The organism is Polynucleobacter brandtiae (assembly GCF_002797575.1).
In the GTDB taxonomy this organism is placed as follows: domain Bacteria; phylum Pseudomonadota; class Gammaproteobacteria; order Burkholderiales; family Burkholderiaceae; genus Polynucleobacter; species Polynucleobacter brandtiae.
Genome location: NZ_PGTX01000006.1, coordinates 63,150 through 82,654 on the forward strand (window position 1 = coordinate 63,150; position 19,505 = coordinate 82,654).

Consider the following 19,505-nt stretch of genomic DNA (forward strand, 5'->3'; position numbering starts at 1 on the left):
AAATCATATTAGAGGCAAAGGACACACTATGGGCTTTCTCGCAGGCAAAAAAATTCTGATTACTGGACTGCTTTCCAGTCGCTCGATCGCCTATGGCATCGCCAAGGCATGCCATCGGGAAGGGGCTGAGTTGGCCTTTACCTACGTCGGTGAGCGTTTTAAAGATCGAATAGTCGATTTTGCGAAAGAATTCAATACTGAACTCATTTTTGACTGCGATGTCGGCAGCGATGAGCAAATTAATGCTTTATTTACGGATTTAGCAAAATCTTGGCCCCAGTTTGACGGTTTTGTCCATGCGATTGGCTTTGCACCCCGCGAGGCAATTGCCGGAGACTTTTTAGAAGGCCTATCTCGTGAAGGCTTCAAGATTGCACATGATATTTCTGCATATAGCTTTCCTGCGATGGCTAAAGCGGCGTTACCAATGTTGCGCGATAAATCTTCCTTATTGACACTGACCTATTTGGGGAGTTTGCGTAATGTCCCTAACTACAACACGATGGGTCTTGCCAAAGCCTCGCTTGAAGCATCGGTACGCTATCTTGCCGGCTCTGTTGGCCCTAGAGGTATTCGTGCCAACGGCATTTCTGCCGGCCCAATTAAAACCTTAGCTGCCTCGGGTATTAAAGGGTTTGGCAAGATTTTGGAAGCTGTTGCAGCGACTGCACCACTGCGTCGTAATGTCACTATTGATGATGTTGGCAATACTGCGGCATTCTTAATGTCTGACTTAGCCAATGGTATTACTGCAGAAATTATTTATGTAGATAACGGCTTTAGCCAAGTCGTTGGTGGAATGGATGAGGTTTGAGTCTAAATGCCATACCACTGCGCGAAGCCCTTAAATTTTGGACTAAGCTCGGTTTTATAAGTTTTGGCGGTCCTGCGGGACAAATCGCTACCCTGCATCAAGAGTTGGTTGAGAAGCGTCGCTGGATTTCTGAGCGGCGCTTCTTGCATGCTTTGAACTACTGCATGCTTCTGCCAGGGCCTGAGGCGCAGCAGCTGGTGACTTACATTGGCTGGCTTATGCATCGGTCTTGGGGTGGAATATTAGCGGGCACTCTTTTCATACTGCCCTCACTCTTTATTTTGATTGCACTTTCTTGGGTCTACTTAAGTTTTGGGCAAGTCCCCTGGATTGCAGCTATTTTCTTTGGTATCAAACCAGCAGTCACAGCGATTGTTATCCATGCTGCCTATCGCATTGGTAAGCGATCCCTACACAACTCAGTATTGCAGGGCATTGCGACCACCTCCTTTTTAATTATTTTTATACTCAATTTATCTTTTCCGGTCATCGTAATCTGCGCAGCATTACTAGGCGCATGGGGTGGTAAGCGCTACCCAAAATATTTTCAAATTACCAATGCACCCCATCAAGAACAAGAGCGACATTGTGGTGAAGCCCTCATTGATGATCACACCCCCACGCCCGCGCATGCCCAGTTCTCACTGAAGAAAACAGTGAGGCATAGCCTGATCGTATTGGTGTTGTGGTCTGTTCCCTTGTTAGGCCTGATCTTGATATTTGGTTGGAAAACCCTCTACCCCCAAATTGCCTGGTTCTTTACAAAGGCTGCTTTTCTGACTTTTGGCGGCGCTTACGCGGTGCTGCCCTACGTCTATCAAGGCGCAGTAGACCAGTTTCAATGGCTCAGTGCAGGGCAAATGATGGACGGTCTTGCCTTAGGAGAGACGACGCCTGGACCGCTCATCATGGTGGTTGCTTTTGTTGGCTATCTCGCCGGACATATACAACACCTCATTGCTCATAGTGATCCTTTCTGGTTTGGGGTTCTGGGTGCTTGCGTGGCAACGTGGTTTACTTTTTTACCCTCTTTCTTTTTAGTACTGGTAGGCGGCCCCCTCATTGAGAGCACTCATGGAAAGCTCAGCTTTACCGCGCCCCTGACAGCAATTTCTGCGGCCGTCGTGGGCGTTATTGCTAATCTTGGCTTGTTCTTTGCTTATCACGTCTTTTTTCCACTTGGTATCGGTGGTCCCCTTTCTTGGATTTCAGTCTTCATCAGCCTGTTTGCTGGACTTGCCCTCTTTAAGCTCAATAAAGGAATTTTCCCCGTTTTGACAGGCTCAGCAATGGTGGGCTTACTCAGTTATTTGATGAATAATTTATTAGCCTAAGTCGACAGGGTGCGTAACTGAAATTGGCATAATATGGGTTATGCGAATTGAACCCCAAACTATCTCCCACCTTCAAGAATGGCTCGGTAACACCGAGACATTGCAAGACACGGTCACCGCCGCTCCTGTTCGAGCCCTATCGGCAACCCTTGACCGACCTGATCCACTTCCAACGACCGGCAGTTTTCTGCCGGAGTTATGGCATTGGCTTTATTTTTTGCCACATGCTCTTCAATCGGATATTGGCCCTGATGGTCATCCCAAGCGCGGTGGGTTTCTTCCGCCGGTGCCTCTACCACGTCGAATGTGGGCGGGTAGTCGCGTTCAGTGGCTAGCACCCCTCGCCATTGGTGACACGATAGAGCGTACCTCTCAGATCCTATCCGTCACACATAAGGCTGGGCGAACCGGTGATCTCATCTTTGTGTTGGTAGAGCATCGCATCTCGAATCAACAAGGTTTAGCCATGATTGAAGAGCACGATATTGTGTATCGAGATGCAGCTAGCCCAGAGGATAAGCCCGTCGCCCCCATCCCTGCACCTATCGATGCGCTATGGTCCAAGACTATTACTGCGGATGATGTTTTATTGTTTCGCTACTCTGCACTCACCTTTAATGCACATCGTATTCATTACGACCGTAAATATGTAACTGAGGTGGAGGGTTATCCCGGCTTAATTGTCCACGGCCCACTGATCGCCACCCTATTGGTTGATCTTGTTCGCCAAAGTATTCCTGGTTGTACATTAAGCCAATTTGAGTTTAGGGCAATTCGTCCTACCTTCGATATCCATATTTTTAAAGTCAGCGCTAAACCCGATCTTGAAAAAGATCCTACTGGAAAAACGATTGCTATTTGGGCGCAGGATCATGAAGGCTGGCTCACTATGCAAGCAACTGCTGTACTCTCCTAATCAATGCCTCACTTCACTTACGCTTGGGCCTCAATTGCGCCTCTATTGAATCTGCATAAAGCCTTCATCAGAAAATAAAAACCCATGTCTTCATCCCACCCATCTAAAGTGTTAGCCTCCTTTGCCTCACAACTTACGCTAGGTGATATTCCAAAGCATGTGCTGGATCGGGCCGAAGATTTATTGGTCGATTGGTTTGGCTCTGCGATCGCCGGCAAAGGCTCTCGACCAGTAGAAACGATTACGCAGTTCGCACAAACAATGGGGGGCTTTAACGGCAGTAATCGAGGTAGCGCTGAAATTCTCATTACACGCTCGAGCTCTAGCCCTTTCTTGGCAGCGATGGCCAATGCTGCAGCCTCTCATGTAGCAGAGCAGGATGATGTCCACAATGGCTCCGTCTTTCATCCGGCAACGGTGGTGTTTCCTGCTGCGCTAGCAACTGCACAAACGATTGGTGCTTCTGGCGAAGACCTCTTAGTGGCGTCTATTGCGGGCTATGAAGTAGGTATTCGTGTGGGAGAATTTTTAGGCCGCTCTCACTACAAAACCTTTCATACAACCGGTACTGCTGGCACCTTAGCAGCCGCCGCTGCGGTAGGTCATTTACTAAAACTCAACCCCGAGCAAATGCTTCATGCATTTGGGTCAGCCGGCACGCAATCTGCTGGTCTTTGGGAGTTTCTTCGCGATGCCGCAGATTCTAAACAACTACACACTGCTCATGCATCAGCCACCGGCCTGATGTCGGCCTACTTAGCGCAATCTGGTTTTACGGGTGCGCAGCGGATTTTAGAAGGCAAGCAAGGTTTAGCCGCTGGAATGTCTAGTGATACAGATCCTAGTAAATTAGCAGATCAACTTGGTAGTCGCTGGACGCTCGCGGAAACAAGCTTTAAATATCATGCCTCGTGCCGTCATACGCATCCTGCCGCAGATGCTTTATTAAAGGTCATATTGGAGCATCAACTCAAACCGACTGATATTGCTAAAGTAGAAACACTCGTTCATCAAGGTGCAATCGATGTTCTAGGGCCCGTCACTAATCCTGCCACCATTCATCAATCAAAGTTCTCAATGGGCACGGTGTTGGCACTGATTGCTCACTATCATTTTGCCGGTCTACAAGAATTTGATCAGCACTTTCAGGATCAAGCTATTAGTGATTTTCGCGATCGAGTGACGATGGTTCTAGATCCCGAGGTCGATGCTGCTTACCCACAACGCTGGATTGGTAAAGTCAAAGTGTATTTGCACAAGGGAGGCGTTCTAGAGGCCCGAGTAGATGAGCCCAAGGGCGACCCAGGGAACACCTTAAGTCGTGCTGAAATCACTGACAAAGCAATGCGCCTCGCGGCTTTCAGCAAAGGTGCTACCCCAGCAGAAATGAAGCTAGCCATTGAACGATTATGGAATATTCGCTCTCAAGCAAAGGTGGGGTTCTTACTTCCACCACAATAAAACTTTTTAGGAGCTTTAATATGAATCCGCTTCACACGCCTATTGGCTTTAGTAGCAGCTTCTTATTTGTACCGGGCACGCGCCCTGATCGCTTTATTAAAGCCTTGGATAGTAGCGCTGAAGTAGTCATCATTGATTTAGAGGATGCGGTTGCGCAGGAAGATAAAGAAACCGCGCGCGCCGCTATTCGTGCGTCCTGGTCTACATTTACTGCAGAGCAAAAGAATCGCCTTGTAATACGTTGCAATGCTCCAGGAAGTGCGTTTTATGCTGCTGATCTCATTCTGGCTGAGAGTCTTGATGTCGCCTGCATACTCATTCCAAAATGCGAGTCGCTAGACCAGGTTAATGGTGCTGCACAGATTTTGCCTAATACCGCCATCATCCCCATGATTGAAACCGCACTTGGCCTGCACCACCTGAACGAAATAGCCAACTCAGAACAGGTTCTACGGTTGGCCTTGGGTAATTTAGATTTACAGGCAGACCTAGGCATGGTTTGTGATGCTCAAGAAACTGAACTGCAAACGGCTCGCTTTCAGCTTGTTTTAGCCTCACGGTTGGCGCAAATTTCCCCTCCGATTGATGGGGTTACTCCCTCAACTGACGATATTGATCGCATCACCGATGATGCAGAGCGGGCAAAAAGAATGGGGTTTGGCGGCAAGCTTTGCATTCACCCAAAACAAGTACCCCTAGTGGTGTCAGCCTTTATACCAACAGCATCAGAGCTGGCCTGGGCCCAGCGGGTTGTGGCAGCAGATAAGGCATCAAAAGGGGGTGCAGTCCAGCTTGACGGTAGGATGATCGACCGCCCCGTAGTCCTTTTAGCCCAAAGAACATTAGCCACCGCGCGTAAACCCTAGGGCCTTGTCCATGTAAAGGTGGCAAAATCGAACCACAAAGAAATTTACGGAGACTTTGATGAAACTACAAAAAACTTTATTCGCTGGAATTGCTGCAGTACTCAGCACCGGCGCCCTGATTGGCAGCAACGTGGCATCAGCACAAAAAGACTGGCCTACTAAAGCAATTCAAATGGTTGTTCCATTTGCTGCAGGTGGACCCACTGACACCATTGCACGCCTTATCGCAGTGCCGATGGGTCAAGCACTAGGCCAAACCGTTATTGTTGAAAACGTTCCCGGTGCCGGCGGCACGATTGCCTCTACCAAAGTAGCGCGCGCAGCACCAGACGGATACACCATCTATATTCACCACATGGGTATGGCAACAGCCAATGCCTTGTATGACAAATTGCCATACGATCCCATGACCAGCTTTGAATACATCGGCCAAGTTGCTGATGTACCAATGGTATTGCTAGGTAAGAAAGATTTGCCAGCAAACAACTTTAAAGAGTTAGAGGCCTACATTAAAGCCAATGGCTCTAAAGTCACCATGGCCAATGCTGGACCTGGCGCCGTATCTCAGCTTTGCGGTCTACTCTTTCAAAGCCGTATGGGCGTTAGATTAACCAACATTCCTTACAAAGGTACCGGCCCTGCTTTGACAGATCTCTTAGGCGGTCAAGTTGATCTTTTATGTGACCAAACTACCCAAACCATTCCTTACATTAAAGATGGTCGTGTGAAAGCATTTGGTACGACTACGATGAAGCGTTTGCCAGCAATTCCAAACGTACCAACATTAAACGAACAGGGCTTAAAAGGCTTTGAAGTCAAGGTATGGCATGGTGTTTACGCACCTAAGGGAGTTCCACAACCGATTCTTGATAAGATTAATGCTGCGTTGAAAAAGGCGCTCAACACACCGGATGTCAAAAAACGTCTGGAAGATGCCAATATTGATATCGTTCCGATGGAGAAAGTATCTGCCAAAGGACTCAAGAATCACCTTGAAAGCGAAATCAACGTCTGGGGTCCAGTCATTCGTAAAGCCAATATTCCAGATTAATTTTGGAATAGTCTTCAACAAAAAAGCCAGCGATCTGCTGGCTTTTTTGTTACCCCCTACTCACCTCATGAACTTAGTCAGCTTAACCAGCCCTAAATAAGTAACCCGATTGTGCTTTTTCTTGGCGCCTTTTGTAAATACTTTGAATAATAGAGGTGATGGCCCACACCACTAAAAATGGGTCCATTAAATAATCCCATAAGTTCGCAGATTCATGCCACTGTGCAGACCAAGCAATGACGGCTAAAGACAGAATCCATACGCCCTTTGTCCACCCGGCAAGGCTGCAGCAAATTGCAAAAATAATCACTGAGCCCAGAAAAGCAATGGAGCCATACCCCCATGCATATGGATCAAACATTCCAAAGCCTAGGGCTAGGGGGTAAAACATCAACGCAATCAGAATGACTGAAAACTTCAATCCGATGGGTATCTTTTGAGCTGATGGCAATACACTCGTCCACAATAAAAGCATCGTAACAATACTTAATTCACCGGTGACGCCTCGAACGTAAGCAACCAAGGGAAGCTCAAGTGACATACCTAGGGGCCAAAATAATACATTCCCTAAAATCAATACCATGATCAGGCGCACAACAAAAGGGATGTCAATTGAAAATACTTTTTGACACAAGTAAATCAACACCACTGCACAGGTAATAGCCATCTCGACCAGTGCAATCGATTGTAAATATTGGCTCGTAATCATTATTTAATCTCTTTCACATGATCGTGCGCTTGCTTAAACCACGCAGCAGGAAAATAAATATGTCGAATCCTTTTTCTGTTCCAGGTGTAAGCTAAATGGGCGTCCTTACCATCAGCGGTAATTAAATATGGATAAGAATACTCACGACGTTGATCGTTGGCCAAAGATTCATCGTCTTCCAGAACCTCAATAAGCTCCCACTCAGTTGAGCCCTGTTTACTCATTAGCATGACCAAGCGATAACGGCCTACTTCGACATCATTGAGAACCATAAGGCGAGTGCCATCACCTAAGGTCAAAGATGCTAGCGCTGAATTCGGATTTGCGATGACTAAGTCTTGAGCAACCCGCCAAGACTGGCCAGCATCTTTGGTATCGCTCACCGGTATTTGCTTTACTTGTGGACTTGCTCTTGTCTGACGAAACAAAGCAATTGCCTTCTGCGCATCATCTACAAATACCACCGGCTGAATAGCACCGCGACCAGAGCTCATACGACGCTTGTCAATCACCCGATTTACATCCAAACGTAAGAACTCACCAAACCGCCCAATCCATTCATGATATGCAGGTAATCCAAGACGGCCATCAGTAAACTGCAAGGGTGGTGACTTCACTAATGTGCTCAGATTAATTAATGGGGAAGTAATCAAGCGAGCCGGTTGGCTCCAGGTTAAACCCTCATCATCCGAGATGACGGTCGAGATTGAGCTACCAGCCCAACCGCCGATGGAGACTGTTACAACGAATAGCTGTATGCGACCGTCGGACATCCTCGCAGGTAGGGGATTTCCTAACTTAGCAATGTAGCGGGACAACCCTTTTTCAGCGCTGACTCGATCCATGACCACCGTAGGGGCACTCCATCTAGCAGACTGTGTGTCATAGACGGCAGTGTTGATCACAACATCGGCAGCGCCCTCTCGACTGCCTGCAAACCAAAATGCACGAACTGCACCATCCTTTAACGCAATCAGTGATGCAGCATGCACTGAAGGTGCACTAGAGTCTGGCAACCAATTCAGTATCAGGTTTGCCAAGGGGGTAGTCGCTTTAACAGAGGCTCTACTACTAGTTAATCCACTTTTATAAACTTGGGTTAATTCTGGCTCTCTTTCCTGCTCCGCAAGATCGATTGACCTCTGTGGAATTGAAAATGGCGCCCATGCAGGACGACTATCAATGTGTAAATACCCTGAAACGGCGGCAAGCAGTAAAACACAAAAAGCAACAATACGATTCATCGGCATGCATCCTTACTCGCCGTGGAGCTGACTGGGGGAGACTGAGCTAGTGCAGAATTAGAAATCAAATACTCGTTAACAAATAAATGCTCGCCAATTCGACCCATCAACATTTCCTGAATCTGAGCATCAGAATGTCGAGCCCGCATCTCCATGCGCTTACCCACAATCTTGCAAGAGTCGCAAATGACAGGCTCAACGCCAATTGGGGAGTGAACGGCGACTAAAGGATAGGCGCTCATGAGCAGCGACAGATCGCTAGCGTCTTTAGCTGGGTAACCATGTAATTGAGCACCGGGCAGTAAGAGTCGATACTCCTCATCTTTAGCCCGATAGTCACAAGGCACCCAAAGATCTTGCGCAACTACCGCCCTAATAGTGGTTTGATCAAAACGGCCCAAAGTGCCCTCTAATGGCGATAGACTGCTGGTTAGTGCGCAATAGCAAAGAAAGCAGGCTGCCAGTGCATTTATTTTGCAGCGAGCAGCGCTGATCAAACCCCACGTTACCAATAGCAATGAAGATGCCATCAATATCCAATGCCAGTAGGTGTAGTCCCATATTCCGGGTTGACCTAAGAATTGAGAAAGCTGTAAGCTACCACCCACCCAAGCCAGTGCAGATAGCAAAATGAATTGCAACAGCAACGCTATCCGAAAGCCCCATAAAGGCAAGCGTTCCCAATGCAAGGCAATCAAGACAGCCATAGCGGGCATCACTGGCAACAGGTACCGCCCAGAACGCTGGCTTGGCAGGCTAAAGACAATCAGAAAAGCGACAGCAAATAATAAAAGTAGGCTTTCCTCAACTGAAAGAAAGCGTCGTTGACGCCAACACTGATGTAAGGTGGATACCAATACAAAAAAGAATAATCCAGCATTAGCCAGACTCGTGAGTATCAGCATCCCAATACTGTCACCGCCACGTACAAGATCTAAAAAATAATGAGTACTTCGCGCCTCAAACTTTGCTGCGTTTTCACCGAGAATAAATTCTTTCCAAATAGCTTCCGGAAATGGATCTAATGCAAACCACAGAGCAAAAACACCTAAAGCTAAAGTAGCGGTTAAAAGGATTTTGTATAGATCCTGCACCAGTACCCTAGAGAGGCGCCACTCCCGCCAGCGCCAGTAGAACAAACCTAACGCGAACGTTGCTGGAACGATATAGGCAAAAGATTTAGCAAGTAAAGCCATACCCAAGGAGAGCCCTGCCAGCAATGGGAATAGTGCTTTTGAATCAAATGCCGCTCGCCCCCAGTACAACAGCGCTAAAAATGGCAAGTTCAACCAAAATACTTCTGGTGGATCTGTCAAAAAAGGTCGCCCATACCGATAGGTGGCAAAGAAAGAGAGCCAAACAAAAGCAGCTAGCAAACCTGTTTTTTTATTGCCGCTAAAGCGAGCCACCGCTAAAAATAAGAAAAAAGCGGTTAAGCCTGTATAGAGCACGCTGGGCCATCGCAACGCAATCAAAGACCAATCACTACCCCAATGTGTACTAGCAATACCCTCCCAAAATACTAGGGGAGGCTTAGTATTTTTAATGCCATCCATATCGGACTGCAGCGGCAGCCATGCGCCAGCATCAGCTGTCATGCGAACGATATGCATATAAGGATATTCATCCCCATTTTTTGGGGCAAAACGACTGTCTAAGCCGTACAAATAAGTAAATATGCCTAAAATCAGGATAAATATGGCGTTACGGTAAGTAATAGGACTTCGCATGTAGATAGTTTATAGGGCTTAAGAAAAACCCCTTAAAGTGCTACTAACTAAGCCCCTGAATAGCAGTAATTAATCTAAGCTTATTCACAATCAATCTAAGTAAAACTACTAATATCGGCAGCATCCGACTAAGATTGGGCTGGTCAATTAAAACCTTTAAAACAGGGCCAAGTTCAATGGAGATTCTTTCTATGCGCATCAAGTATTTAAAACCCATATTAGTAACTGGCGTCTTTATTGGCTTAAGTCAATGGAGTCTGCCTGGCATGACTCAAAACGCGGATCAGCTCTACAAACGCGGATTGGCAGCAACCTGTGCCAATTGTCATGGCACCGATGGCAAAGGCGTTGTTGATGGTGGTATGCCACTCATCAACAACCTCACAAGTGAGCAAATGCTGACTAAATTGAATGCCTACAAATCCGGCGCTCTAGAGGGGACCATCATGCCTCAATTAGCTAAGGGTTATACGGACGAACAGCTCATCACCATTGCCAATTATCTTGGCAAGAAACCATAAGGAGGCAGTATGGATCGTCGACATTTTATAGGTCAAAGTGCAGCTGCACTTGGTCTACTCGCTGGCTTTTCTAGTCAAGCTAGAGCCAACCTTCCCAAAGCAGAGATTCTAGTCATTGGTGGTGGTTATGGTGGCGCAACTGCTGCCAAGTACCTTCGCCTGCTATCTAACAATACTGCTCGCGTTACCTTGATTGAACCCAATACTGCGTTTGTGTCATGCCCCATGTCTAACCTAGTGGTGGGCGGCTCAAAAACAATGGCCGATATCACTTCCCCGTATGACGGCCTGAGTAAGCGACACGGAATTAAGATTATCCAGGATAGTGTCACCAATATCGATGCGGACAAAAAAACCGTCAAGCTGACTTCTGGTAAAACTTTACGATACGACAAGGTGGTAGTGTCACCCGGCGTATCGCTAATGATGAATAGTATTGAAGGGCTTGCACAGGCGAATAAAGATGGTGTTACATTGCAGGCCTGGAAAGCAGGTCCCGAAACGGCTGCACTGCATAATCAAATTGCAGCGATGCGTGACGGCGGAACTTTTGTAATTAGCATTCCTGAGGCACCATACCGCTGCCCTCCTGGGCCATATGAACGTGCTTGCCAAGTAGCTAATTACCTCAAGCAGCACAAAGCAAAATCCAAAGTTCTTATTCTGGATGCCAATCAAGATGTGACATCCAAAGGTGCATTATTTAAAAAAGTGTGGGCAGAGCAATACCCCGGAATCATTGAGTACTTACCAAAACACAATGTAGTTGGCGTAGATGCCAAGACTAGAACTGTGAAACTGGAAGTTCAAGATGACATCAAAGGGGACGTATTGAACTTATTGCCTGCAATGAGTGCCGGTGATATTGCGGTTAAAACAGGACTTGCAAACTCGAATGGCCGCTGGGTGAATGTGAACTTCCTCAATTTTGAATCTACTGCCCGTAAAGATATTCACGTATTAGGTGATTCCATTCAGGTTGCTCCTGCAATGCCGAAGTCAGGCCATATGGCTAACCAACATGCGAAGGTAGCAGCTGCCGCAATTATTGCCGAGCTCAGTGCTTGGGAAATCAACCCTGCACCAGTATTGACAAATACTTGCTACAGCTTTGTGAATGAGCGCGATGTGGTTCACGTCGCAAGTGTTCATCAATACAACGCTGCGGAGAAAACCTTTAAACCAGTGCCGGGCTCTGGAGGACTTTCGCCAGCACCGTCTGTTTTAGAGGGTATCTATGCATGGGGCTGGGCTCGTAATATTTGGGCAGACAGCTTAGCGTAGTCTGAATCGGCGAATGTTCAATAAGAGGCTAGGCCTCTTATTGAACGCTTAAGATGATTTAACGATCGTTAGAATCCGATTGCGTCTGTACCTGCTAATGAGAAAGAAAGTAATGGCGACAACAGGAGCAGCAATAGCAGCAACGATTTCAGGATGAATATCCCAGCCAGCCTCCTTACCACCCTTGGCCATATAGGCCAGCAGGCTGACTGCGTAATAGGTCAGAACTAAAACAGATAAACTCTCTACAGTCTGCTGTAAGCGCAACTGTAATCGGGCTCGCTGGTCCATGCTCGCTAATAATTTCTGAGTTTGCTCTTCATTGACGAATTCAATTCGGGTTCTTAAGGTTTGAGTTGTTCTAGAGATGCGATCAGACAATTCCTTGAGTCTACGTTGCGTCCAAATACAAGTCCCCATCGCTGGTTGAAAACGCCTATCCATAAATTCAGAGAGTGATTGCACGCCCGGAAATGGCGATTCAGCAAGTTCCAGTAAATTTTTATTGAGTAATTGGCTATAAGCCTCTGCAGCCGTAAAGCGTAAGCCATAGCCTGAGATCCACTGTTCTGCCCTTGAGGCAAGCCCAGAAAGTTCACCTAAAAACTTTCCATCTTTTTCAGTCTGAATACCCGGCTCTGTTTGCAGTTTGGCAATATGCTGAGATAGTTCGGATAACTCAGACTCAGCGCTTCTCAATGGAAGAGAAAGACTTTTGGCAACTGGAAAGGCTAGCATCGCTGCCATTCGGTAAGTTTCTGCCTCTGCAAGCGCTCTAGCTACTCGTCCTGCCTGCCGAGATCCCAACAAATTATGTGGAATGAAATAAGAAATATAGCCATCGACATCCAAACGTAAATCTGTCCACAATTGGGCCTGCTTACCCGCCAAAATATAAGCACCTAAAACAGTATTACCATTAAAAATAGTTGAGACTTCTAAGGCATCCTCAAATAAAGGTCGTTGCTCAAAGACGAGATCTAATGCAGAAATTCTCTCTCCACCCGCCTCTACGATTTTAGGGCAGCCTAATGTTTCAAAAAGAGCATCAAGCTCTTGCTCAAGCTCAAGACGTGACTCCAGCAATGGTTTGATGATCTTGACTGGATTGTGAACAATCGCTGCAATAGTTGCGAACTCGCCATGGAGCTCCCATTTGATGAGCACCCTCTCAGGTTCTTGAGCCAAACTTAACATCTTGAAAGAATGATCCTGCTCAAGGTCACTCGAAATCCCTAGAGCGGCACTCAACTTCTGAATCCATTGAATTTGTGTCTGACGAGAGCTCGCATCAAGCAAAAAAGATTGGGACAGAACCCGCTCGTTAGGCCACAGTGCAATCGGGGGACGCGCATGCACCTCTTCGTGCAATTGCTTTCTCAAAGGATGGTCATATGATTTCATAGGTTGGCAGTCTTGGGCACGGGATATCGTAAAGGGAAAATAGGTAGCAGACTTAATTTAAGCACTGATATTTTGGTCTCGGAGTTGATAGGGATGCACACCTCGATTGAGGCAATTGCGTACATAGTCAATGCTCGTTCGTAAGGCGTAGTAATCACCTGACACTCCCTTCGGGATGTTTAATTTCAAGGCCTCATACTCCAAAAGATCTAGCTTTTGAAGATAAATTTCTTGGGATACCGGCCCAGCACTATCAGTCAACTCCTGCTCGTATCCTTTGAGCATCACATAGAGCTTATTAATTTTGGAGCGAATTCGCTTATCGCGATAGCCAGGCAAAGTCAGTAATACAGGATAGGCGATAGCTAGAAATGGCAATAAAACAAATGCGAGGCGATTAATGAGTTCAGCCACCCAAAAAGGAAGGTAGGCCATTAGTAATGGAGACCCATTTTTTTCGAAGTGCAGTGCTACTGCACTTTCTGGAAAGATCGGATTATCAAACGAAGGAAATTTATCGCGCTTGGCAAAAAAAGTAGATTTGCCATTAATCTCTCGCGCCGCCTCTAAAAAAAGAAACTGAATCGCTGGATGCATTCTGTTATCAATCAATAAATTAGTAGTCGTTGACATCAGCCTCATATCGTAATCAGGGAAGTTACGCACTAGACTAAATGCACCAGTTGGAACGTGTAATATTTGGAGATAGGGTAATAAACGAGCGTAGGCTTCAGCCCGTGGGAAGGAAACCAAGCGAATACTAGGATCTTCTAGTAAAGCCTGAACGCTTGGTCCCTCATAAGCATCCACAATAAATGCGCCATCAATTTGGCCCTCTTTTAGCGCCGATACGGATTGAGTCAAAGATAAATGAACGAATTTTGGACCCTCGCCCAGACCGTTGACCCCAAGAATCTTACTGGCCTGAACATATGTGCCACTTCCAATGGCTCCCATGGAAATTTTGGCATTATAAAATTGTTTAAATTCTGCTTTGTACGCCTGAAAGTCATGTCCCTTCAGTTCGGGTCCACGGTAGAAAAACCAAATCGGCTCATAGTCAATTGCACCCAAAGATTCGATGCCACTTACCCCTTGGGGGATATCGACCCCAGCCTGCACAAAAGCGGCCTGAATAGGATCTTGACGATTAGCTAAGCGCGTCATATCCTCTTGCGCGCCCTCAGTCTGAACTAGCTCTAGGATGATCCCTTTTTTTGCAAAGAAATCAGCATATTTTTTTCCCAGTTCATGATAAGAGCTCCCAGGAGCACCTGTTGCCATCATGACATGCCTTGGCGGTGGGGGATCCGCATACCACCATACCCCTAGCAAAATAATCAAAAGAGCCACTAGTAGCGGCCAAGCCTCCAACAGGAACTGAGTAAAGTCACTCCACTTCTCTTGAGCAGTCTCATAGAGGCCAAGAAAGGTTTCTTGAAGATCTTGTTTAATGCTCGCCATAAAAGCCTGCTCGTCTATAGGTCATAAGACATGATAATAGGCTTATCCCTTTTTTGAAATGAGTACTATCGATGCTTACCCTCCGAAAATCTCAAGACCGTGGTTATGCCGACCACGGATGGCTTAAAAGCTTCCATTCCTTCTCCTTTGCTGGCTATCATGACCCGAAATTTATGGGCTGGGGGAACCTCAGAGTCATCAATGAAGATCGCGTAGCTGCAGGTATGGGCTTTGGCAAGCATAGCCATCAAAACATGGAAATTATTAGCTATGTTCTTTCCGGAAAACTTGCACATGAAGACAGCATAGGGAATATAGAGACCATACCTCCTGGGGATATTCAGCGCATGAGCGCAGGAAGTGGCGTGAGCCATAGTGAATTTAATCATGCTCAGGATCAAACCACCCATTTTTTACAAATTTGGATTGAACCCAAGGTATTAGAGATTGAGCCTGGCTATGAACAGAAATCTATTCCCGTTGCAAGTAAAGACGGCGCCTTATGCTTAGTTGCATCGCCAGATGGACTTCATGAGGCTGTCAAAATACATGCAGATGCCAAAATATATTTGGGTTTATTCAATGGAGCTCAATCTGCACAACTTAATCTGCTTGCACAACGCAAAGCCTATGTCCACCTTATCAGAGGCGCCCTAAGTGTGAATCATATTTCCCTAGAGGCTGGAGATGCGCTTCTCATAGAAAATGAGAGTCAGCTAGACCTTTGCAACGGCGTTGATGCCGAAATACTTGTTTTTGATTTGAGTCAGTAACTTATCTCAAAAAAAGGGGGTGCACTGATGCGCACTCCCTTCGCAATACTGAATAAAATTGGATCAGTCTAGTCTAATTTAATCTTCGCCTTTTCAATCACTACTTTCCATCTAGCAATATCAGAGATGTATAAATCAGTAAATTGAAGCGTGTTCATAGGAGCGATTTGAACACCCGCTTTAATAAAGCGATCTTTCATTTCAGGTGTTTCCAGAATTTTAAGAACGGTGCTGCTTAATGCGCTAATGATTGCGGGTGGAGTTCCCGCCGGGACGAACATGCCCTGCCACAATGCCATTTCATAGCCCTTGATGCCTGCCTCTTGCATAGTAACGAGTTCAGGAGCACCGCTAAAGCGATTTTTACCCGTAACAGCTAGTGCTTTTGCCTTGTCCCCTTTGTATAGCGGTAAACCAACGGGCATGCCGGCAAAATAAAAATCAATCTGACCGCCTACCAAATCGGTAGCGGCAGGTGATCCACCCTTGTAGGGAATATGAATTGCTTGGGTTCCTGTGGTGGCTAAAAATAACTCTCCAGCCATATGATCTGAATTACCGATACCCGAAGATCCAAAACTCAGCTTCCCCGGATCCGCTTTGAGCATCGCCAATAAGTCTGCCACCGTCTTCGCTTTTGAATTATTACCCACAATTAATATGTGTGGAGTAGCGGCAACCCCCACAACGGGGAGTAAATCCTTCTGACCATTAAATGGTAGCTTAGGATTTGCTGCTACATTAATTGCCAGGCCATTTTGAGCAAAGAGAATGGTGTAGCCATCAGGAGGACTTTTGGCTTCAGCGTCTGCTGCTATCGTCCCTGCGGCACCCCCTCTGTTTTCAACAATCACCGGCTGCTTCAGAGCTAGACTCAAATCATTGGCAATCATTCTTCCAACAATGTCAGTTGAGCTTCCTGGTGCATAACCAATTAACATCTTGATTGGCTTATCTGGGTAGGCAGCGACTGCTGACCCTATGATGAGCGGCAATGCAAATGTACTAAATATTATTTTTTTTATTGAATGATTAATCATTTTGTCTCCTCCGGTAAATTTTATAAATCTAAAGTTGCAATGCCGCACTCCTTAGCGCAAGCATTTAATGCCTCTAACAGTTGATTCGAGATCGGAATGCCAGTCAGCATCCTCTCTGTCATCGTCTTCGCAGCACCCTCACCTGGAACGCGAATTTGATTTACTCCTGGAAGTTTAGAGGAATTCTTCAAATCCTCTACTAGGGTAACCACTCTCTGAATAAATTGCTCTTGATCACCGAAAGCCGTGGGATCAACCGCAATGATGGTTTGACCGGTATTGGTAATCAAGTCGTGATGTGCATTAAAGTCAACAGTATCTTTGCCTACCGCTGCATTATTTAAAGTGCCAGCCAATAAACCAATCATTACTGCTAAGCCATAGCCCTTATAGCCGCCAATCGGAAGTAGCGAGCCCTCCCCAGATTTCTGAGGATCAGTTAGAGCCTGGCCCTTACGATCGATCATCCAGCCCTCCGGAATGGATTCTCCCTTTTGCGCAGCAAGCTTCACTTTTCCATAAGCTGCAACAGTCGTTGCTATATCTAGCAGCACCATTGGGCTATTGCCCGAGGGAACAGCAATTGCTATAGGATTAGTGGATAGTAGTAAATCAATACCGCCCCAAGGAGCCATGTGATTAGCATTGCCTACTGCCATGTAAATGCCGATGTAACCCTGCTCTGCTAATTTTCTAACGTAGACAGAAGCAGCCCCAGAATGATTTCCGTAATGACTACCAACCCAGCAAACGCTATGCTTTTTAACTTTCTCAAGAGCAATTTCTACGGCCTTATTCATTACAAGATGGCCCAAGGCATTGTCGCCATTAACTAATGCAGTGGCGCCCTGATCTCGTTCAATATGAATATTTGGTTGAAGATTAATACCCCCCGCACGAATTCTCTTAATATAAGCCGGCAAGCGAAACAAGCCATGCCCATCTGCACCCGCTAAGTCAGACTGCACCATAAGCTTCGCAACTACTCTGGCATCAGCCCTGGGAACATTAACTGCCTGAAAAGCATCAGCAATGAAATTTTCGGAATCAGATATAGATAAGTATTGCATCAAAGTTAACCTTTTAAATTAAGCACTAGAACTGCTTTTAAATTCCATGCTGTAAACATATTTATTTTCTGGGTGATAGGTAAATGTAACTTCAAACAATTTATCTTGAGCATCAAAGTATCGTCTTGTAATAACCAAACAAGAGGCATGAGGCTTCAAATCTAAGCGCTTTGCGATTAAAGGAGAGGCGCTAACAGCAGACACATCTACTTCTGCTCGGTCGATACGGGTGCCATACTTTTTTTCGATCTGCTCAAAAACCATCACTTGTGTATGCTCTGGATCAGATGTCAAAGAGGCAAATTGCGGGAGAATATAAATATCAGTCCAGGCAATCGTCTGCTCTGTATCGTGCTGCTTTCGAATACCACCAATGTGATACCAGGATGAACCAACTGAGCTACCAATCAATTCACTCATAGGCTTATCTAGCTCAATAAATTCCTCTACCAGATTCACCCGATAGGTATTTCTGGGATAACTCAAAATATCAATTGGAGAATTAAAGCTTTGGATAAAGCGTCTCTGCTTTTGCCTTGAAATCACCTGAGTGGCGGCCCCCTGCCTTCTCAAGACGAGGCCATCTACCTCGAGCGTTTGAAGAGCATGTCTTAGAGTATGGCGGCTAGTGTTAAAGCTCTCACAGAGCGATGCCTCAGAGGGCAAATTTGTTCCGACGGACCAATCACCATCATAAATTCGCTGGCCAAGTGTATTGGCCAGCGTCTTATATAAAGGCAACTTCTCCATCAATTAGGAGAGGCCAAACATTTTTTTACCAGCTACCGGTAAACGCGCCTTCAGAATATCACCAGACAATGATTCAGTGATGTATAGATCTCTTCCGTCGGCACCACCAAAACACATATTAGCCAAGTGGTGGTGATGTGGATTGTCAGAATAAATCAAATGGGTTGGCAGCATATTGTTATCGAATCTCCAAATACCAATACCCAAATGACACACTAAAAGGCCGTTCTCAGAATCCATCTCAATACCATCAGGACCTGCGACGCCGCCCGTTAATTGAATAGCCACACCAGTTTTGGAAACTGAACCATCGGCCATTAATGGCATTCTCCAGATTTGCTGAGATCTAGTAGCAGCTACGAAGACATGCTTTTCTTGAGTATTTAAAGTGATGCCGTTAGGACTTGGAACATTGATAGCCAAACGATCTAATTGACCATTTTCACGCAATCTAAATACACGACCCGTTGGGTCAGAAATTCCAGTCTGACCCTGGTCTGTAAAGTACAAGTCTCCATTAGAGGCGAAGTGCAGATCATTCAATCCTTTAAAGTTTTCGCTGTACATAGAGCCTAAGACTGTCTCAATTTTTCCAGTCTTAGGATCCAGAGCAATCAAGCCCATCTTGTAGTCACAAATAAAGGCACGACCATCCTTGTGAAACTTCAAACCATTGGGCCATCCGTCATATTGCGTCACCAGCTCCCAATCCCCTTTAGGGGTAATTCTAAAAATACGCCCAAAGGGAATATCTACAAACCAAAGGTTTCCTTCGCGATCAAAGGAGGGGCCCTCTAAGAAGCACTCTACCTCTGCATTCTGACGGTTCGGATCTGACCACCCGGTGCGGGACTTCTTGCGAAATTTTGCCGGCATCGTCATAAAGACTTCCGCTTTAATTTTCTCAACAGGCTGAAAGGGATTGTGCATGGTCATAATTTTTGCTTTCTACTAAAGTTGTACGGATAAGTTAAATCAAATGATTCACAATTAAAACATAAATAGTGATAATCTGACGTAAATAATGTCTAAGAAATTATTCTTCTTTTTAAACTTAACCGCATAAGCTGGAAA

Annotated in this window: 18 protein-coding genes; 9 read left to right on the forward strand and 9 right to left on the reverse strand. The window is 46.0% G+C overall.

Going from position 1 to position 19,505, the window contains the following annotated elements; all coding sequences use genetic code 11:
• The first annotated feature begins 28 nt into the window (after nucleotides 1-28).
• The 6 genes from fabI to B0G85_RS09660 all read left to right on the forward strand — a co-directional run bounded on the left by fabI (nucleotide 29) and on the right by B0G85_RS09660 (nucleotide 6,442).
• The gene (fabI, locus tag B0G85_RS09635) at nucleotides 29-814 is read left to right on the forward strand and encodes an enoyl-ACP reductase FabI (protein ID WP_100380246.1); all 786 of its coding nucleotides are present in this window, start codon (nucleotides 29-31) and stop codon (nucleotides 812-814) included.
• The gene (gene chrA / locus B0G85_RS09640) at nucleotides 811-2,148 is read left to right on the forward strand and encodes a chromate efflux transporter (RefSeq protein WP_100380247.1); all 1,338 of its coding nucleotides are present in this window, start codon (nucleotides 811-813) and stop codon (nucleotides 2,146-2,148) included. Before fabI ends, chrA begins: the two co-directional genes overlap by 4 nt.
• 40 nt (nucleotides 2,149-2,188) lie before the next feature.
• Nucleotides 2,189-3,064, forward strand: a complete 876-nt coding sequence (locus B0G85_RS09645; RefSeq protein ID WP_198508800.1) for an HTD2 family dehydratase — start codon at nucleotides 2,189-2,191, stop codon at nucleotides 3,062-3,064.
• A gap of 84 nt (nucleotides 3,065-3,148) precedes the next feature.
• On the forward strand, nucleotides 3,149-4,525 hold the full coding sequence (locus B0G85_RS09650) for an MmgE/PrpD family protein (RefSeq protein WP_100380249.1): 1,377 nt from the start codon (nucleotides 3,149-3,151) through the stop codon (nucleotides 4,523-4,525).
• A 20-nt stretch (nucleotides 4,526-4,545) separates the two neighbouring features.
• Entirely contained in the window at nucleotides 4,546-5,391 is an 846-nt protein-coding gene (locus B0G85_RS09655; protein WP_100380250.1) for an HpcH/HpaI aldolase/citrate lyase family protein, read from the forward strand.
• Nucleotides 5,392-5,449: 58 nt separating this feature from the next.
• Nucleotides 5,450-6,442: a Bug family tripartite tricarboxylate transporter substrate binding protein gene (locus tag B0G85_RS09660; RefSeq protein ID WP_100380251.1), complete on the forward strand. Its 993-nt coding sequence runs from the start codon at nucleotides 5,450-5,452 to the stop codon at nucleotides 6,440-6,442.
• Between the two features lie 82 nt (nucleotides 6,443-6,524).
• On the opposite strand, the gene B0G85_RS09665 is transcribed toward B0G85_RS09660, so the two are convergent.
• Genes B0G85_RS09665 through B0G85_RS09675 form a run of 3 tightly spaced genes read right to left on the reverse strand, consistent with a single transcriptional unit; the run spans nucleotide 6,525 to nucleotide 10,125 of the window.
• Complete coding sequence (locus tag B0G85_RS09665) at nucleotides 6,525-7,151, reverse strand: hypothetical protein (RefSeq protein WP_198508801.1); 627 nt, start codon at nucleotides 7,149-7,151, stop codon at nucleotides 6,525-6,527.
• Nucleotides 7,151-8,395 (reverse strand): sialidase family protein, encoded by a 1,245-nt coding sequence (locus B0G85_RS09670; RefSeq protein ID WP_100380252.1) that lies wholly within the window; start codon nucleotides 8,393-8,395, stop codon nucleotides 7,151-7,153. The genes B0G85_RS09665 and B0G85_RS09670 overlap by 1 nt, the downstream gene beginning before the upstream one ends.
• Nucleotides 8,392-10,125, reverse strand: coding sequence for an ArnT family glycosyltransferase (locus tag B0G85_RS09675; RefSeq protein WP_100380253.1), 1,734 nt, complete (start codon nucleotides 10,123-10,125; stop codon nucleotides 8,392-8,394). The genes B0G85_RS09670 and B0G85_RS09675 overlap by 4 nt, the downstream gene beginning before the upstream one ends.
• A 176-nt stretch (nucleotides 10,126-10,301) precedes the next feature.
• On the opposite strand from B0G85_RS09675, the gene B0G85_RS09680 reads away from it, so the two are divergent.
• Together B0G85_RS09680 and B0G85_RS09685 are read left to right on the forward strand one after the other, a co-directional pair.
• Complete coding sequence (locus tag B0G85_RS09680) at nucleotides 10,302-10,646, forward strand: c-type cytochrome (protein WP_232726020.1); 345 nt, start codon at nucleotides 10,302-10,304, stop codon at nucleotides 10,644-10,646.
• A gap of 9 nt (nucleotides 10,647-10,655) precedes the next feature.
• Nucleotides 10,656-11,930: an NAD(P)/FAD-dependent oxidoreductase gene (locus tag B0G85_RS09685; RefSeq protein ID WP_100380254.1), complete on the forward strand. Its 1,275-nt coding sequence runs from the start codon at nucleotides 10,656-10,658 to the stop codon at nucleotides 11,928-11,930.
• Nucleotides 11,931-11,978: 48 nt separating this feature from the next.
• Here B0G85_RS09685 and B0G85_RS09690 read toward each other — a convergent pair whose 3' ends face one another.
• Nucleotides 11,979-13,334, reverse strand: coding sequence for a DUF3422 domain-containing protein (locus tag B0G85_RS09690; protein WP_100380255.1), 1,356 nt, complete (start codon nucleotides 13,332-13,334; stop codon nucleotides 11,979-11,981).
• Nucleotides 13,335-13,391: 57 nt separating this feature from the next.
• Entirely contained in the window at nucleotides 13,392-14,798 is a 1,407-nt protein-coding gene (locus B0G85_RS09695) for a TAXI family TRAP transporter solute-binding subunit (RefSeq protein ID WP_100380256.1), read from the reverse strand.
• A 71-nt stretch (nucleotides 14,799-14,869) separates the two neighbouring features.
• Between B0G85_RS09695 and B0G85_RS09700 the strand changes: the two genes are divergently transcribed.
• A complete protein-coding gene (locus B0G85_RS09700) occupies nucleotides 14,870-15,571 on the forward strand; it encodes a pirin family protein (protein WP_100380257.1) in 702 nt (233 codons plus the stop codon).
• Between the two features lie 68 nt (nucleotides 15,572-15,639).
• Here B0G85_RS09700 and B0G85_RS09705 read toward each other — a convergent pair whose 3' ends face one another.
• From B0G85_RS09705 to B0G85_RS09720, 4 genes are read right to left on the reverse strand one after another with little or no spacing between them, the layout of a single operon-like run.
• The gene (locus tag B0G85_RS09705) at nucleotides 15,640-16,611 is read right to left on the reverse strand and encodes a Bug family tripartite tricarboxylate transporter substrate binding protein (RefSeq protein ID WP_100380258.1); all 972 of its coding nucleotides are present in this window, start codon (nucleotides 16,609-16,611) and stop codon (nucleotides 15,640-15,642) included.
• 20 nt (nucleotides 16,612-16,631) lie between these two features.
• The gene (locus B0G85_RS09710) at nucleotides 16,632-17,681 is read right to left on the reverse strand and encodes an Ldh family oxidoreductase (RefSeq protein WP_100380259.1); all 1,050 of its coding nucleotides are present in this window, start codon (nucleotides 17,679-17,681) and stop codon (nucleotides 16,632-16,634) included.
• Nucleotides 17,682-17,699: 18 nt separating this feature from the next.
• On the reverse strand, nucleotides 17,700-18,431 hold the full coding sequence (locus B0G85_RS09715; protein WP_100380260.1) for a GntR family transcriptional regulator: 732 nt from the start codon (nucleotides 18,429-18,431) through the stop codon (nucleotides 17,700-17,702).
• A 3-nt stretch (nucleotides 18,432-18,434) separates the two neighbouring features.
• On the reverse strand, nucleotides 18,435-19,361 hold the full coding sequence (locus B0G85_RS09720) for an SMP-30/gluconolactonase/LRE family protein (protein ID WP_198508807.1): 927 nt from the start codon (nucleotides 19,359-19,361) through the stop codon (nucleotides 18,435-18,437).
• Nucleotides 19,362-19,505: the final 144 nt, after the last annotated feature.

Coding starts and splice junctions, on each gene's coding strand:
- B0G85_RS09690 (WP_100380255.1), bottom strand. CDS start 13,334: ATGAAATCATATGACCATCCTTTGAGAAAGCAATTGCACGAAGAGGTG.
- B0G85_RS09720 (WP_198508807.1), bottom strand. CDS start 19,361: ATGCACAATCCCTTTCAGCCTGTTGAGAAAATTAAAGCGGAAGTCTTT.
- B0G85_RS09650 (WP_100380249.1), top strand. CDS start 3,149: ATGTCTTCATCCCACCCATCTAAAGTGTTAGCCTCCTTTGCCTCACAA.
- B0G85_RS09685 (WP_100380254.1), top strand. CDS start 10,656: ATGGATCGTCGACATTTTATAGGTCAAAGTGCAGCTGCACTTGGTCTA.
- B0G85_RS09675 (WP_100380253.1), bottom strand. CDS start 10,125: ATGCGAAGTCCTATTACTTACCGTAACGCCATATTTATCCTGATTTTA.
- B0G85_RS09695 (WP_100380256.1), bottom strand. CDS start 14,798: ATGGCGAGCATTAAACAAGATCTTCAAGAAACCTTTCTTGGCCTCTAT.
- B0G85_RS09655 (WP_100380250.1), top strand. CDS start 4,546: ATGAATCCGCTTCACACGCCTATTGGCTTTAGTAGCAGCTTCTTATTT.
- B0G85_RS09705 (WP_100380258.1), bottom strand. CDS start 16,611: ATGATTAATCATTCAATAAAAAAAATAATATTTAGTACATTTGCATTG.
- B0G85_RS09665 (WP_198508801.1), bottom strand. CDS start 7,151: ATGATTACGAGCCAATATTTACAATCGATTGCACTGGTCGAGATGGCT.
- B0G85_RS09660 (WP_100380251.1), top strand. CDS start 5,450: ATGAAACTACAAAAAACTTTATTCGCTGGAATTGCTGCAGTACTCAGC.
- B0G85_RS09645 (WP_198508800.1), top strand. CDS start 2,189: ATGCGAATTGAACCCCAAACTATCTCCCACCTTCAAGAATGGCTCGGT.
- B0G85_RS09700 (WP_100380257.1), top strand. CDS start 14,870: ATGCTTACCCTCCGAAAATCTCAAGACCGTGGTTATGCCGACCACGGA.
- fabI (WP_100380246.1), top strand. CDS start 29: ATGGGCTTTCTCGCAGGCAAAAAAATTCTGATTACTGGACTGCTTTCC.
- B0G85_RS09715 (WP_100380260.1), bottom strand. CDS start 18,431: ATGGAGAAGTTGCCTTTATATAAGACGCTGGCCAATACACTTGGCCAG.
- B0G85_RS09710 (WP_100380259.1), bottom strand. CDS start 17,681: ATGCAATACTTATCTATATCTGATTCCGAAAATTTCATTGCTGATGCT.
- B0G85_RS09680 (WP_232726020.1), top strand. CDS start 10,302: ATGGAGATTCTTTCTATGCGCATCAAGTATTTAAAACCCATATTAGTA.
- B0G85_RS09670 (WP_100380252.1), bottom strand. CDS start 8,395: ATGAATCGTATTGTTGCTTTTTGTGTTTTACTGCTTGCCGCCGTTTCA.